Genomic DNA, 14,438 nt, shown 5'->3' with positions numbered 1-14,438 from the left:
CGATTATGAGTTTCTTAAAACCCACTTATTTCCAGCCATCTTCAATCCACATTTCCCCGCTAATACCCTACGAAAAATCATAAGTTGATACCTGCGTTGGCGTTGTTGGCATAATTAGACTCGGTGGGGTTGGCAGGGTTAGTTAGGAGATTACGGGGATGAAGTGAGGTGAGAATTAATCCCCCACTTCATTTTTTCTAAATGTTAAAGCTAATGCGGCTCAGTGCTATCTAATTCAACTATGCAGCTACCTCCTGTTCATCGAGTAAACCCAGAAGGATTGAGTTTTTCGGTGCAACCCGTTCAACCCTGATGCCAGCCATGCCCATTGAGCTAATCAATCCATCAATTCTTAGGCCGAACTGTATTGGATTCTCTGGGAACTCACCTTTCTGCTCATGGTAAGGTGTGACCTTAACTAACTCATTATACAACTCTGTAGGCGTATACTTTCGACCCTGAACACCCGCTTTCTGGGCTAGAAGGATCAGTGGCTTAGCTAGTTTATTCAAATACAGAGATTCTAGAGCGCTATCCTGCTGATTCTTTAAGTACAAATTTTGAAGATAGCCTTGAGGCACCTTAGTCACCACCTCAAAAGCTGCTAAAAAGCTTGAAAATTCGTTTAAGCGACCTGCTTTGTTAATAGATACTGTTGGCAGCACATCAAGTATCAGGGCTAATAGCTCTAGCAATCCAGTGTAGATCTCCGGTAAATCTGCCTTTAGATTCTGAAGCATGGCTTTACCATTGACACGCTGCTCACCCGTTAACTGCTTCATGGAAATATAGATAGATCGCGATGCCAAATCTGGCTCTTCAATGAAGTCATGGATACCATTAAGGATCAGGCTGCCATGAAGCTCAAACTTAACGCTATCACCATCACTATACAACTTACGCTTTTCTTCGACGCCATATGTAGATGCAATACACAGATAGTCTGACCAGCTTTTCGATAGCGACCTTAAATTGTCGTAGATAGAAGCAAACTCATTTTGCAGAGAGATAGCCAAATCTTCCTGCTTTTTGGGAAAACTTTTTATCTTTGCTGCTCTTGGATCCAGTAAAGGTCTGATGATCCGCTTACAGAACGTTGACTTGCCTGTACCCTGACCACCATAGATGACCAAGATTGGGTAGGCAGTATCTGGATCTCTGACTAAAGTCATGGTATGAAGTAACCAAGCAATGAATAAGAACTGATGCTTTTTTTCCATATTCAGGTAAGGCAGCAACTTTTTCCAATCACCTTTTCCAGTCAACGGGGGTAATGCCTCCGCATCACTGGAGCTGATGAACAGTTCTTCAGAGCCTTCCGTTATCACTGATACCTTACCATCTTTTAATTGATACAAGGTTCCAGCTTCGTCGCCAACATCAAGGATACGTCCATCGCCGCAATCCGTCGGTGCTACTCTTAAGTTGGTAACAGATGCGTACTTAGCTATACCAGCAATGCCGTTCAGCTTTTCCGCTATCTCATCAATCTGAGGTTTATCTAGAGCAACGCCCTCACTCAACATCATCTCTTCTCGTAATATTTGGGCGAATCGAGGGCTTCTAGAAAGAAATGTCTGACGGTTTTTGCCTTCCAATTTTCTCGATAGAATCGCCACACCGTATACATTTCTACCAATATCGAACTCATTAATCACATGATGAAGAGTTTTTGCCACCACGCTATCGCCAAAATTTGCTTTTCCAAGTTTTTCTTTCTCGATGAAGTAACCCGTTTTCATTGCCATAATGCTCACCTGTTATCCTGTCTAATTTTTCGTGATAAAATCGATGTTTGTCTTAAGTTGAAAGCCATCCAGTAACGCTTCGGATGCTACGACCATCGATTCTTCTAATATTTTTTTCTCTTGTTCAAACCTGCTGATTTTGCTCTCGATGTAAATACAATCATGAACAACCCCAACTACCTTTAAACCTTTCTGATCTGCTATCAGGCATGCTTTGTTAATAATCTCCATACCTGCCATTTGAATTGGCCAGTTTCTCACTTGGGCCGGTTTTGCTTTGCGTGAAACGTGTATTTGCCAACTACGAGACTGAATTACCTTCGCTTGGTAAGCCATGACTGTTTGTTGCTCAAGCCATTTAAACGCCGTCGGATAGTGCTCCATAATGGCTTTCTGAACTGCTTTAGCTTCAGGCTCAGAAATCCTTAATTTAGAAGCAACAGCTCTCGGGGACGCACCATAAATTGACATCAGCAGTAGACGTTTAAGCTGACCTCTCTCTAACGTCAGACCACAGACCGTATGCGCAAGGCCAATTAATTCGCTATATAGATCACTAACTCCCATGTAATCGTTACACAGGCGCTTGTCACCCGATAACGCAGCTAAAATACCCACTTCACAGCCTGCATAGTCGATAGAATAAACAGCACTTCCGCCCGGAGCTGCTAGGAGTTTTTCCCTAAAGACCTTATAACCATTGATAGGCGTCGTCCCTAACAATCCAGCACGTCCAGTAACGCTATGATACGGTCTGATCGGAGTTCTTAACCTGCCGTCAACATCAGTTCGTAAGCGAGTTAACCAATCTAGCGCCTTATATTCTTTTGGAGAAAAAGGAGCATCCTGCAATCGTTCTTTATATTCTTGAATCAAGTTAGCTAAAGCGGCATGGTTCAGTAGGAATCCTTGACGACTAATCTTGTGGTAAAGGGCTATTACCTCTTGACGAATATCTGCATCAGGGTTACCCTTGTAATGTCCAGCCAGACGCTCTAAGCCCAATCCAACCCAATATTCGGGGGCGAGCGAACACAGATACCTTAGTTGTCTTTGCTCATAATTTAGCTGTTCAGGTGGTAGGCCATTGATACTGAATCTGCCTTCCACTTGGTGCTGATCGATTCTTAATTGTGTACTTATATTCACAAGCCACTCTCTGGTTACAATAATTAGCTATACGAGACTGCTACCTTGGCAACAGCCACACGATAGTTTCCAGTTCGCTTAACCCAATAGTTCTTCAAGTGGATCGATTAAATCTAAATCAAAATCAATTTCGTCTTCGCCAACTCCGTCATCTAGGGTTGTTGGGGTTGACTGAGTTGCTGGGGTTGGCGGGGTTTCCTCAGTTGTTGCTGACGTCGAACTGAAAGTCTTACCTAAGCGCACCAATACTTCTTCATTACCATGCTGAATAGTTGCGTTTTTGTACTCTTCGTTTAGCGCTTCTTCTAGCGACGGAAACTCTCCTGTAAACGGAGGAAGATCAGCCATTTCTAATTGATAACATTGGTTTTCTTGATCATTAACCAATTGGCCGTATCCCTTCTGCAATTCCGGGATCGCTCGCTGAGTAGTCTCGTAATAGCCGCAGGTATAGCCGCTTGGACTTGGCGCATTTAGAATGGTAATAAACTGCTCACCATATTGATTCACTGCCTGAACGAATACTTTCATCTTAAGATCGTTAAATAGCGCCTTTTGAGCATCCTCGCCCATGACTAAGTAGTGGGTTTCATTCGCGTACATCTGACCCAGCTGTTTTGTCTTTTCTGTAATTACGGGTAAGTTAATTTGTTCTAAACCAAGTTGAACGATTTCACTTTTTTGAATACGACGCACAGAAACGGTAGTGCCAGTAGTAGCAGCTTGTTGAATTGATGGGCTTAGTTTAGCTTGATTGAAATTCAGCATGGTTGAATCCTCTATATGATAAAGGGAGGCATAAGTGCCGTAACTACATCGTGTAGTCGTTTCCCTTTAGAGGATGCCTATAATAAACATTTATATTTTTTTGTCACAAGCTTGAAAGGGTCACGAGGGCTATTTGTGTTTCAACATCAAGCCACCGCAGAGCAGTAGTTTTTTGGAAGGGTTAACTGGGGGATATAGGGGCAAGTCTAAGGGCTACGGGAGAAATAGTTCATGCCGAGCCCTTGTATGTCAATTACTTCAAATTATGTGGGTTCTAGCCATCATTTGGCGCATCAAATCCGGATCTAATAGATAAGCATCATTTTCTCTCTTATCATCTGACATTTGGTGATAGTAATTCTCCGTTCGAAATTTCTTGAGTAATCTCTTGAGCATACTATCTGACAGGTCAAAGTCAGTAAAATGGTCCTCTAATATTAGGATTAAACGCTTTTGGCTAGAAATAGCGCCAGGATTTTCTTTATTATAAAGGTAGACCCAATTTTTGAGGTATAAGTCCCTAGTGAATGTTTTTAATTCAGAGATATTTTTACCCTTAGAGTTTCTAAGCCATAGAAAATCATCTGGGGTCTGAACTTTATCGCTACCCAATGCCAGCGTTAAGAAATAGTGTGCCATCAACAAGCGACCAACCATATTTACACGTTTATCTTTCACTTTATCGACATAAAAATCAGAGATGATAGGATCAGTTTCTTTAAACTTCTTAGCGGCCCCCAAAACATGCATAGATAGCACTGAATACAAATGCTTTTTAGCAATTTCATTCTTACTTATTTTATTCGATTCTTTAATTTGCCTAATCTTAAGCATTTCATTTAGGTCATAATCTTCAACCAAACAATCAACAAGTGACTTCCATGACTCTTTAAAATCTTTCGTTTCTTCTTTATTTGGCAAAGCTGCAAGGATATGGTCATTACTATCTAGATTTAGAAAATCAACCTTCGATTCGCTAATCAACCCCATATAGCGCTTAGTTGCACCATCTACACTCAGAAGTAAATCATCATCAACGTGTTTCCTGACAGTCCCTAAGAACCCCATCATTTTCGCTATATTTTCATCACTCCAATGGCTAATCAATGCTTTCGCCGTTTTCAAAAGATATACGATGTAGCCCTTGTACCCACCCAAATTAAAAAAACAAGCAATGTTAAATTGAGAGCTTTCCTTGCTATCAGGAAGATCTTGCTTCTTTGTCTTTAAGTCAAATCTATTAACTGTAAGAAGATTTTGATAACGAATTATATCAGGGTCGGATTCTTTAATATCCAAGTTAAACTTTATAGGCATTATTTATCTTCCTAAGGGGGTAAAATACGGGAAAATCAACCCATGCAACTCCGACACCCCTAGTCGGTGGGGTTTACGCACTTAATCTCATCACGAGAGGCTTTCGCGTCTATCATATCCCATTCAACAACATCTAACACACCTATTAATTTCAGTAACATGAAGAAAAAATATTATTTTGGCGGTCAATATTGATGCAGAATGTAGGGTTAATATGGTCATAAAGCCCTTTGATAATTACGCCAGAATTATAGACAGGAAATACAGCACACAAACTTTCAGGTCTGTTCCGGTTTTCTTCCGGTAACTTCCACTTCATCCCCACCAACCCCGTAATCTCCATAACTAACCCTGCCAACCCCACCGAGTCTAATTATGCCAACAACGCCAACGCAGGTATCAACTTATGATTTTTCGTAGGGTATTAGCGGGGAAATGTGGATTGAAGATGGCTGGAAATAAGTGGGTTTTAAGAAACTCATAATCGGCAGGTCCGCAGTTCAAGTCTGCGAGGGCCCACCAATTCTTGATAAGGCTTATGGAGAAATCTGTAAGCCTTTTCTTTTATCCGCCTTTCCATATCCTGTCTCAGCTTAATTCAACTATTGTCCTGTCCACCGACTCAATCAAAAAAACTAATCAAATTACCACAGCACTATATTTCCCTCAGTAATCTCATATTACATATCAACAGTCATATTCATTAGCGTAATCTCATCACAATCAATCTGCATACCAAATAACATCAACCAATTACAGCAGCAGTTTTTTACAGACTTAGCTAACAAATATATAACCAACATTCCGTTCCTTAGGATCCAGTTATTAATATATATTTAATTTATTAACCTAATGGAATAACGCTAGTAAAACTCAGATATGAGTAAGCCAAAATACGGATAGAATCGAGTGTTGAATAAGTATGACCAATTGCCACGGATGGTAATTGGTCTGTTATATCTCAATGCTATTCACTTAATCTGTTAAGTAATGAATTCTACCAGCTAGAACCAGCCATTAATTCACAGATTGGTATTCATGCTCATATCGTTAGTTCTGCTGTTACGGGGGATTTAGGGGGCGATCTAGTCGTGATCAACAGGTGAAATCAAATGAATAGAATCACCAGTCACATCCATCAAAAATACAATTCAAAAAAAATAATCAATCTAGTGACATCGTCGTCGAATTACACCGTCGTCACCGTCGAGGAATATGCAAAAATCAGTTAAATTCAGGCTAGATTCAGTGGCTAAGACAGGCATGTTACAGGAGCGTCGACACCGTCAAGGAATTGGGTGTAATGATTAGTTCTGGTGATCAATGAGTGTAAGGTATGGTGAGGTAATTTAGGGCCTGACTAATGTGACAGACCCAGCGATCTAAGATTTAGGTGTTGGGTGAATGTTGGTTATGTATCAGTGGATTAGGTAACATGTATCTAATTATGAATATGAATTAATTAAAGGGATGAAATGACTGACATAGCAGTGGAAAAGATAGAAACTAGGATTTCTAGATTAGAAGATATAGTGGTAAAACATTACGAACGTCTGGATACTGAGTCGATTTGGTTATTTGTTGCTACAACTGGAACTTGGGGGATAGATGTGACTTGGGTGAGGCTTTTTGCTCTAACACTAGTAGCATATTATCTTTTTAGGAAAATATTTGATAAGCACTATTTAAAACATAAGTATTCCGATGAATTAAAAGAAATAATAAATGAGATAGAAAAACCAGCTATCCCAAAAGACACTCAAGATAGGCTACTTGGTCAACTATCAAGAGTTGAAAGAAAGTATTTACGGTCAACTAAAGCATATAAGTTAAATGTTAAATTTATATTATCTTGGGTTTTCTTTGTAATATCTTCCTATTACGCAATTCTCGATCGTTTAGCGTAACAAAGACCATCTCAAAAACATATTAACTTCATGATATCAATTTCATGGAGTTAATCATGCTTAATTATACCAAGCAGTCTGGTATCTTCTTTCTGCCTTTCAGACCTAGGTTGTTGCAACCATGCGTAATATCCACTGTGATGAACGTTCAGTACTTTACATAGTCGACGAATGCTATACACACTTGCTTGAGCCTTGATAAAGCCGTATCTCAGACTGACTCCCTGGCAAAGTACGCGGCGGCCTTTTTTAGGATATCTCGTTCTTCAGTTACCCGCTTTAGCTTCGAGCGTAGGAGTCTTAATTCAGACTGCTCGCTAGATTCAGCTTGCCGTTGTTTCGCAGGTTTAGAGAACTGCTTACGCCATGCGTAAAGACTGTGGGTGGAAACACCAAGTCTACTGGATACATCAGCGACAGAATGGCCTCGCTCAGTGATCTGGCGTACAGCTTCAATTTTAAATTCTTCAGTGAAATGTTGTTTGCTCATAGAGACTCCTTTCTTACCTCATTATAAGGCTTGAAAGTGTCGAGTAAACTGGGGGCGATTCAAGCTTGCGTAGACTTTTACAAATATCAATTAACTCCACCCAATTACGCCCTAGTTTTTTAATCTTCATCGCTACAAAAAAGATCAACTCGCCACCTACTTGCCCCCCAGAAAGGGTACAAAAAGCCTTTCTATGAATGATAAAAATCTGAATGCCGACTCTAGGTAATTCTGCTTCCACCTATTGAATAACCTTATAATTTCTTTTAATTTCAATTCATTAATGTATTTCATTATCATAGTTTAATGATTATAATTTGAAATTCATCATATTTACTAGGATGTTTATAAATGACAACGAATACAGCCCCCTACCCGGTTGAATTATTAAAAATGCCGCGGCAAGGAAGATGGGAATTCCCATTGCATTTTTTAACTAGTCAGTTTTATACGTGTTTTTGGCTCTGTGTAAGGGTTGCTGAATTAAATCGATTTACTTCCCATAAGTTCATTGCTTGGTTGTGGTTTTTTGTGCCATTCGTACCTTTTTTTCAACCTTTCGCTTTTTTTGTTCTCAATCAAGAACTATCCAAACTTGAGGATCAAAATAATGTGACTTATAAAAAGCCATATTATTATTTAGCGGTCACTATTATTTTTCTTTGCACAGTATACATGTCGAGTAATGGGGAAAGTGAATGGGACATTTGGTTCACAGGGGCTTCATTATTCATATCTTCCATTGCTTATCTGGTCATTAATAGTCGTATAAATCAGTTAAAGCTGGCATTAAAGAATGTTGAATTTAAGGGTAAAGATAAGGGCTATAGTATCTTTGAGTGGGTGTTGGTGACTGGAATAGTCAGTTTAATTATTGGCTTTATTGCATACATTAAATTTTACGCATCTTATTTAACAGATATTAAAATACCGACTTTTAATCATATTCAGACATATAACAATAACGATATCTTTCATCATCCTAACGACGAATACAAACTCACATTTAGTGGCGATAACTGGCAACAAGTGCCGTTGGGCAGCATTTCCGATGGCTCAGCTGAATATGAATTTGTAAGCTCTTTGGATAGTGGCTATTTTATAATTTTTAAATTTAAAAATAATCAAACTATTGAGCAATTAATAAATAGCCGTTTGCAATGGATAGAAGAAGTGACTGACTTACCTGCATGTAGCGAAAGCCGCTCTTTTATAGCTGATAGCACATTTATTAAAGCAAATTTAGTCTGTAAGAACACAGTAACAGACAGCTATCAATGGTCATCAGTTACCTTGTTAGAGGGGCCGAAGTACACCTATGAGCTGATAGGGAAATTTGAAGCACCTAAGTTGGCATATGATCGATGGGAAAAGCATTTTGCTTTAATGGCTACGGAGTTTAGCAATGAAAATTAGTATACGATTTTTACTCATCATATCCTTGATTAGCTGTTTTTCACTATCTGCCAGTGAATTGATAAGCTGGGAACTGACGGATAACAGTGACAATATTACTTATGCAGAGCAATTTTTAACGCAATCTGATAAACCTGGTGAAGCAGAAAAAATTAAGCGTTCTGTTGATGTTATTTTCAGTCAAGATGAGGTTTTAGAAAAACATCTCGAAATAACTTATTTCCCCCGCTCTATCGATATTGAAAACAATGGCACAGCTATTATTTACCTCAACTCGAAAACTCAGCAGTTACGTATTAAATCAGTCGTATCTATTTCTAGTAAAGGCAAAATTAAACAGATAACGCCGTCTGCATTAAGGATTCTTGACACCAACACAGTAAATGCATTTAATGATATTAAAGAAGTTGTATTGACTATTCCTGCTTTAGAAGAGGGCAGCTTGTCGGTGGTAGATTATGAGATTTCTACTGATCGCAGGGTTGAAGAGTTTAACTGGTCAAAATCAATTTATACCGAGAGTCGTTTACCTATTCAATTATCCCTAGTGACAGCGAACTGGCAAGGTAGTGAAGAAATGCGTTGGGCAAACCAATCTGACTCTATGAACTGTACTGAAAACAATAGAACATTGATATGTCAGGGTCAGGATATTGCAGCGTTTGAAGGGGATAATAATATTTATTGGCGTGATGAAATAGGTATTATCTCTCTCGGTGGATTGGCTAGCTGGAATGAAGTGGTCACACTTATCAGTGCCAAAATGGACAGTGCTGAAAATAATATGCTGGGTATTGAACATGTCCTAAAGACTAAGATTGTGAATAATGGTATTGAGAGTGCTATTTATAGTGCATTAGAGTTTGCTGCGAGAGATATTCGTTATGTATCAGTATCCGAATTGGGTAATGCCATTACACCTCATTAGATTGCAAAGACATTAGAGAATCGTTACGGTGATTGTAAAGACAAGTCAGTATTATTGAAGGCATTGTTAGATAATTTTGGCATAAAATCATATTTGGCATTGGTTGCAACAAACTATACGGATGCTTCACGATTTAAATTACCTTCATTAGACAGATTTGATCATGTCGTTGTGTGCTTTGAATTAAACGGAAAACAGTATTGTGTTGACCCGACAGATTTTAATACTAACTGGCAATACACCCCTTCTTGGATCCAGAATAAAGTTATCTTACCTTTGAAAAAAGGCAGTCAGCCTCAGAATATGATTAACAGCCAGTACCGTTGGAAGTTTGAAACAGATACCCATACCATTTTTACTGATGATGGTGGACAGGTTGAAGATCAAAAACGTTATTATATAGGGGAGTATGCCTCTTACTACAGAAATACCCTACATGAAAAAACAGCTAACGCGAGAGAAGAGTGGTTAACTGAGCAATATAAAAATGTAGTGTCTGAATTAGGTGAAAAAGAGTTTGAAGTTCAAGATATAGAGTCGATGGGAGACAGCGTTAATATTAATTCCCGAGTAGTTTATTCTGCTTTTCTTTATGTTACTGAAGACTTAACTTATACAGAAAACGATGCGTGGTTGAGGAAAGAACTGCAATATTTGAAGTTAACAAATAAAAAACATGATGAGTTTGTGCAAGGCATTTTGGTTGAAACGAGTATGCTCTTTGATACAAATAATATTTGGAAATTAAAATATGTAAGTACGAATCTGGAATTGAACCATAAGTTTGGGTCTTTAAACCGATTGGTGACCAAAATATCAGATAATCGAATGAAGGTTGATACTAAATTAGAGATCGCATCACAAGTGATAGCATTAGAAGATATTGAAGCATTTAATGGGTTTATTAATAAATTATTAAGCCAGTCAAGTATCAATTTTCAAGCGACGAAGTGAATAGATTTACCGTAATAAATCACTAATTAATTACAGGGCCTAAATAATAGCTCAGATTTAATCTGACAGTTACCCATTTTTGATACGGTGCCTGTTAATTTAAATTTGAGCTAAATCCTTTTCAGCCCAAATCTGTTTCCCGTCAAGTGATGTTTGAACCAATACACCATAGTTTACCGTTATTTCATCTTACATTGATAATACTGGTGATTTACAGATCATGGACAGGAAATTCCGTACCTAGATTGCCCGTTGATTCCGGTAGTTTTCCGGTCACTTAACCTCAACCCAACTAATCACCACCAATTTCCCCCCTAATCCCTGTCAGCGTCGTCGGATTCAATCACGCCGTCAACGCAGGTATCAATTTATGATTTTTCGTAGGGTATTAGCGGGGAAATATGGATTGAAGATAGCGAGGGAGAGCCTCCAAATTTTAGAACACTTGATGGAAACATCAGGTGTTTTTTGTACCTGTAAGAAAGTGACTCCGGTCTGTCTCTGGTTCTGACAACTAGGCTAAGTCTGACTAATATGACAGACCTAGCGCTCTTAGTTAGGTGTTTGTTAACTCTTTCTTTTAAAAGTACCTGAATCTGTGTGTGTAAACTTCCCTCCATATACTTCCAAACTCGTAATTTGAGAGTATTTCAATATGTCTTTTTCTGACATATCCAAAGACATTTTAAATTTAGTTGTTGTATCTTTTTCTGTCATAAATTTACTTTCAGCAACACCCCTCGTTGAGCTCTCAAAATTAATGACCTGTCCTGCTTTACCTTCGGCCACTACGCATACAGCTCTTGGAATACAGAAAGAGTTATATACCATCTGATTTTTTTTATCGTAAATCAGATAACCTCTTTGATCATGGAATTTACCATTATCTCTTTTTCTAAAAACTTCTTGTTTGTAATATAAAGCTGCAGATGCTCACTTGTATTTGTTGCATCTGCAGCAGGCTCAAATGTAATAGTTTCATAATATGGTTCAACAGCAGGACCACCTTTACCAACCTTACTACCGGCCTGCCCTGGCGCAACATCTACACCTCCGAATTTTGTACTTTCCCATGTACCGATTAAGTTGGTTAATGGTCCTAAGTCTAAATCAACTGCTCTAGCATTTTGTATAAAACTTACCGAAGATAAAGAGATTAAAACTAATAATGTTATTTTTTTATTCATAATTATAACCTTGTTTTTATTGTGGAATATTTCCAATAAGATTATCTTCATTAATACTTTTGGGGTAATCGGTTAAAACTATATGTTTAATCGTTTTTTTCAATGAGTGAGCAGGTAACAGATATCACATTATGATTATATCTTCATTAATCTGTCTGGTGATTGGTAGTTGTTACGGCTTAGGCATGTTACAGGAGTGTCGACGCCGTCAATGAATTGGGTGAAATGATGAGTTCTAGAGGTTAGTGGTGTAAGGCATGGGTGAGTAATTTAGGGTCTGACTAATGTGACAAACCCAGCGGTCTAAGATTTATGTGTTGGTAATTAGGTAGTTAAAAATTTTGGGAGTCTAGCTCAATAGAAAAGTTGGTTAACTGCTCTGTTAATTCAGCACTAATACAATCATGATCAAATACCTCATGGATATATTGCCTAAATTAAGAGCTTGATAATCAGGGTGATCTTCAAGTGTTCTTAAGTATCTATTAAGTAGAGCTACTATTTCAGCAAATACCCGATAGTTCCAACCTAAAGCATCTAAAGCCTGTTGAATCTGTTTTTGTTTTTTTATTGTCCCTAATTGTCCCCACCGGATCGGTTAATCTTACCCTGTCTTAAGCAAAGACACTTTATTTCATATAATTAAAAAGGATAAAAAATTATGTCTAATCAAAAAACACCAATGACACCAAAAGCCGCAGCTAGAATTCAAGGTCAAGCTGCTAAGTAAAATGGTGGCAAAGTATCGAGTGATTCATTTGCGGCTAGAGCGCAAAGTGCAGCAGCTAATAATCAAAAGAAAGGTAAATAAGAGTACGGTTTAAGCTCTTAATTTTTAATCTAGGTGTAATAGTCAGGATTTTAATGTGCCTATCATGCTACGCCTAAATTGTAATGCTCAAGTAGCTTTTAGCTACACTTATTCGTATTCTTCTTCAATTCGAAAATAAATGTTTCATGATCTGATTTATAAGTTGAATACGAGATATCATCAATAGTTGAATTAAGCTGAGACAGGATATGAAAAGACGAATAAAAGAAAAAGCTTACAGATTTCTCCATAAGCCTTATCAAGAATTGGTGGGCCTAGAGTGACTTAAACACTCGATCTGCCGATTATGAATTTTAGCCAATCAGATTATTTCTAGCTATCTTTAAGCCACATTCCTCCACTAATTCTCCGCAAAAAATCATGGATTGATACAAATACCTACGTTGACGACATGATTAAATTCGACGACGCTGACAAGACTCTTAGTGTGAATTAGGTGGTGGAACGAGTTAAAAGTCTTCAGCCGCCCAAGTATGGCCTACATTCCCGTAAGCTGAAACTCCAACTTGACCTTTCGCTTCTAAGTCTTCTATCTGATATCGCTTAACAAAAAATTCAATATTTCCTCTGCTCAGTATGAACACTACATCTTTAGTACCTTTAGGAAGGTTAAAATCTGTATACCCTAGAAACCAACCATTCTGAGATTGAGTTACTCTCTTTCCATTATATGTGTAATTAACTGTTCCTGTAACAGTTGTCCATGCCCCATTATAAAAGACTATTTTTGTATTTTGAGATGTAGTGCTTTTCTCCTCATTATAAAATTTAGGGATTACATAGTCATCGCTACTTTCAAGTATCGATGTTGGGTTATCGCTATTGGAATTGATGAAGTTCATATAGTCGTCAGTTTTAGTGTAAACAGAAAATGAAGCGTCACATTTATTACTACCGTAAGAAACTAAACCTACAATATATGTTTTATTTTTATAGTTCCATAAAATAGGGCTACCAGAGTCTCCTCCACATGTATCTGTAGGTAGACCTACTCTAAAAGTATCAGAGCAGAAATAACCCTTAGAACTAGGAACATTATTTGGATGACTTAACTTACATACTTCGGCTGAGATGGATAATAAGTAAGTTTGCCTTAAATGTTCAGAGACTTGACCATTTTCAGTTTTACCCCAGCCTATCGCTATCATATTTGGGTTAGCTATATTGAATGAACTTTTATCTAAGGTTAGGCTATTTTTCAGGTCGATTTCAAAGGCATCTCTTAATTCTTGATTATCAAGTAACTTTGCTTTTTTTATGCTTTTGACTGGAGCATTTAATTTTATTATTGCAATATCGTTAGGGTAATTACTACCAAATCGATTGTCATATTCATTATGTATTGTGATCAAGTCTACACCTCTAACCAACCCCAAAGTATTTTTCATTTTGTCTATACTATTGCTACCAAAGTAGACTTTTAATCTGTTTACATCTATAGGTGTATTCTTCGTATTATCTTCTGTAACGCAGTGAGCAGCGGTTACAATATGGCTTTCATCAAGAAAGGTGCCGCCACAGCGATAATTATTATCTTTTTCTATATAAGCTAGAAACTCAAAAGAAGAATTGGTTTCATACCCATTTATTATTCGATTATCAATTTTAGCGTTTGAATAAAAAGAAATTGAGCTAGCTATTAAAATTCCAATTATTATCGTTTTTTTTTGAAAAAAATCCATTTACTTTCCTTATTTAAAATAAATTCATGAATGATAGTAGTTTTATATTATATTCTGCAA

Annotated in this window: 12 protein-coding genes and 2 pseudogenes; 4 read left to right on the top strand and 10 right to left on the bottom strand. The window is 37.7% G+C overall.

Annotated elements, in window-relative coordinates:
• Nucleotides 1-239: 239 nt before the first annotated feature.
• From BT797_RS00180 to BT797_RS24485, 5 genes are all read right to left on the bottom strand, one after another.
• On the bottom strand, nucleotides 240-1,748 hold the full coding sequence (locus tag BT797_RS00180; protein ID WP_075470773.1) for a P-loop NTPase family protein: 1,509 nt from the start codon (nucleotides 1,746-1,748) through the stop codon (nucleotides 240-242).
• A 21-nt stretch (nucleotides 1,749-1,769) separates the two neighbouring features.
• Nucleotides 1,770-2,897: a DNA polymerase gene (locus tag BT797_RS00175; protein WP_211705602.1), complete on the bottom strand. Its 1,128-nt coding sequence runs from the start codon at nucleotides 2,895-2,897 to the stop codon at nucleotides 1,770-1,772.
• Between the two features lie 78 nt (nucleotides 2,898-2,975).
• Nucleotides 2,976-3,665: a hypothetical protein gene (locus BT797_RS00170; protein ID WP_075470772.1), complete on the bottom strand. Its 690-nt coding sequence runs from the start codon at nucleotides 3,663-3,665 to the stop codon at nucleotides 2,976-2,978.
• A 258-nt stretch (nucleotides 3,666-3,923) separates the two neighbouring features.
• Nucleotides 3,924-4,982 carry a hypothetical protein gene (locus BT797_RS00165; RefSeq protein WP_075470771.1) on the bottom strand — a complete coding sequence of 353 codons (1,059 nt, stop codon included), beginning with the start codon at nucleotides 4,980-4,982 and terminating at the stop codon, nucleotides 3,924-3,926.
• Between the two features lie 680 nt (nucleotides 4,983-5,662).
• The gene (locus tag BT797_RS24485; RefSeq protein ID WP_280522417.1) at nucleotides 5,663-5,785 is read right to left on the bottom strand and encodes a hypothetical protein; all 123 of its coding nucleotides are present in this window, start codon (nucleotides 5,783-5,785) and stop codon (nucleotides 5,663-5,665) included.
• A gap of 672 nt (nucleotides 5,786-6,457) precedes the next feature.
• Between BT797_RS24485 and BT797_RS00160 the strand changes: the two genes are divergently transcribed.
• Nucleotides 6,458-6,889, top strand: coding sequence for a hypothetical protein (locus tag BT797_RS00160; protein ID WP_045108787.1), 432 nt, complete (start codon nucleotides 6,458-6,460; stop codon nucleotides 6,887-6,889).
• A gap of 59 nt (nucleotides 6,890-6,948) precedes the next feature.
• Here the strand turns inward: BT797_RS00160 and BT797_RS24150 are convergent.
• Nucleotides 6,949-7,379 (bottom strand): annotated as a pseudogene (locus tag BT797_RS24150) (transposase); the annotation flags it as partial.
• Between the two features lie 13 nt (nucleotides 7,380-7,392).
• Nucleotides 7,393-7,620: a hypothetical protein gene (locus tag BT797_RS00150; RefSeq protein ID WP_045108785.1), complete on the bottom strand. Its 228-nt coding sequence runs from the start codon at nucleotides 7,618-7,620 to the stop codon at nucleotides 7,393-7,395.
• Between the two features lie 110 nt (nucleotides 7,621-7,730).
• Here BT797_RS00150 and BT797_RS00145 point away from each other — a divergent pair, with 110 nt between their 5' ends.
• The 3 genes from BT797_RS00145 to BT797_RS00135 all read left to right on the top strand — a co-directional run bounded on the left by BT797_RS00145 (nucleotide 7,731) and on the right by BT797_RS00135 (nucleotide 10,677).
• A complete protein-coding gene (locus tag BT797_RS00145; RefSeq protein ID WP_075470770.1) occupies nucleotides 7,731-8,795 on the top strand; it encodes a hypothetical protein in 1,065 nt (354 codons plus the stop codon).
• Nucleotides 8,785-9,723, top strand: a complete 939-nt coding sequence (locus BT797_RS00140; protein ID WP_075470768.1) for a DUF3857 domain-containing protein — start codon at nucleotides 8,785-8,787, stop codon at nucleotides 9,721-9,723. The genes BT797_RS00145 and BT797_RS00140 overlap by 11 nt, the downstream gene beginning before the upstream one ends.
• A gap of 63 nt (nucleotides 9,724-9,786) precedes the next feature.
• Entirely contained in the window at nucleotides 9,787-10,677 is an 891-nt protein-coding gene (locus tag BT797_RS00135) for a hypothetical protein (protein ID WP_075470767.1), read from the top strand.
• Nucleotides 10,678-11,244: 567 nt separating this feature from the next.
• Here BT797_RS00135 and BT797_RS24045 read toward each other — a convergent pair.
• From BT797_RS24045 to BT797_RS00120, 3 genes and pseudogenes are all read right to left on the bottom strand, one after another.
• Nucleotides 11,245-11,541 (bottom strand): annotated as a pseudogene (locus BT797_RS24045) (heme-binding beta-barrel domain-containing protein); the annotation flags it as partial.
• Nucleotides 11,529-11,864, bottom strand: coding sequence for a hypothetical protein (locus BT797_RS24040; RefSeq protein WP_211705386.1), 336 nt, complete (start codon nucleotides 11,862-11,864; stop codon nucleotides 11,529-11,531). The gene BT797_RS24040 and the pseudogene BT797_RS24045, both read right to left, overlap by 13 nt.
• Nucleotides 11,865-13,145: 1,281 nt before the next feature.
• Complete coding sequence (locus BT797_RS00120; protein WP_075470766.1) at nucleotides 13,146-14,378, bottom strand: S1 family peptidase; 1,233 nt, start codon at nucleotides 14,376-14,378, stop codon at nucleotides 13,146-13,148.
• Nucleotides 14,379-14,438: the final 60 nt, after the last annotated feature.

This window comes from Moritella viscosa, from assembly GCF_900120065.1.
Taxonomy (GTDB): domain Bacteria; phylum Pseudomonadota; class Gammaproteobacteria; order Enterobacterales; family Moritellaceae; genus Moritella; species Moritella viscosa.
The sequence above is the reverse complement of the archived record's forward strand: the minus strand, read 5'-3'. Positions and strand labels throughout refer to the sequence as shown.

Excerpts from the sequence above, each read along its gene's own strand:
- BT797_RS00180 (WP_075470773.1), bottom strand. The coding sequence starts at position 1,748 with ATGGCAATGAAAACGGGTTACTTCATCGAGAAAGAAAAACTTGGAAAA.
- BT797_RS00170 (WP_075470772.1), bottom strand. The coding sequence starts at position 3,665 with ATGCTGAATTTCAATCAAGCTAAACTAAGCCCATCAATTCAACAAGCT.
- BT797_RS00165 (WP_075470771.1), bottom strand. The coding sequence starts at position 4,982 with ATGCCTATAAAGTTTAACTTGGATATTAAAGAATCCGACCCTGATATA.
- BT797_RS24485 (WP_280522417.1), bottom strand. The coding sequence starts at position 5,785 with ATGTTGGTTATATATTTGTTAGCTAAGTCTGTAAAAAACTGCTGCTGT.
- BT797_RS00160 (WP_045108787.1), top strand. The coding sequence starts at position 6,458 with ATGACTGACATAGCAGTGGAAAAGATAGAAACTAGGATTTCTAGATTA.
- BT797_RS00145 (WP_075470770.1), top strand. The coding sequence starts at position 7,731 with ATGACAACGAATACAGCCCCCTACCCGGTTGAATTATTAAAAATGCCG.
- BT797_RS00140 (WP_075470768.1), top strand. The coding sequence starts at position 8,785 with ATGAAAATTAGTATACGATTTTTACTCATCATATCCTTGATTAGCTGT.
- BT797_RS24040 (WP_211705386.1), bottom strand. The coding sequence starts at position 11,864 with ATGAATAAAAAAATAACATTATTAGTTTTAATCTCTTTATCTTCGGTA.
- BT797_RS00120 (WP_075470766.1), bottom strand. The coding sequence starts at position 14,378 with ATGGATTTTTTTCAAAAAAAAACGATAATAATTGGAATTTTAATAGCT.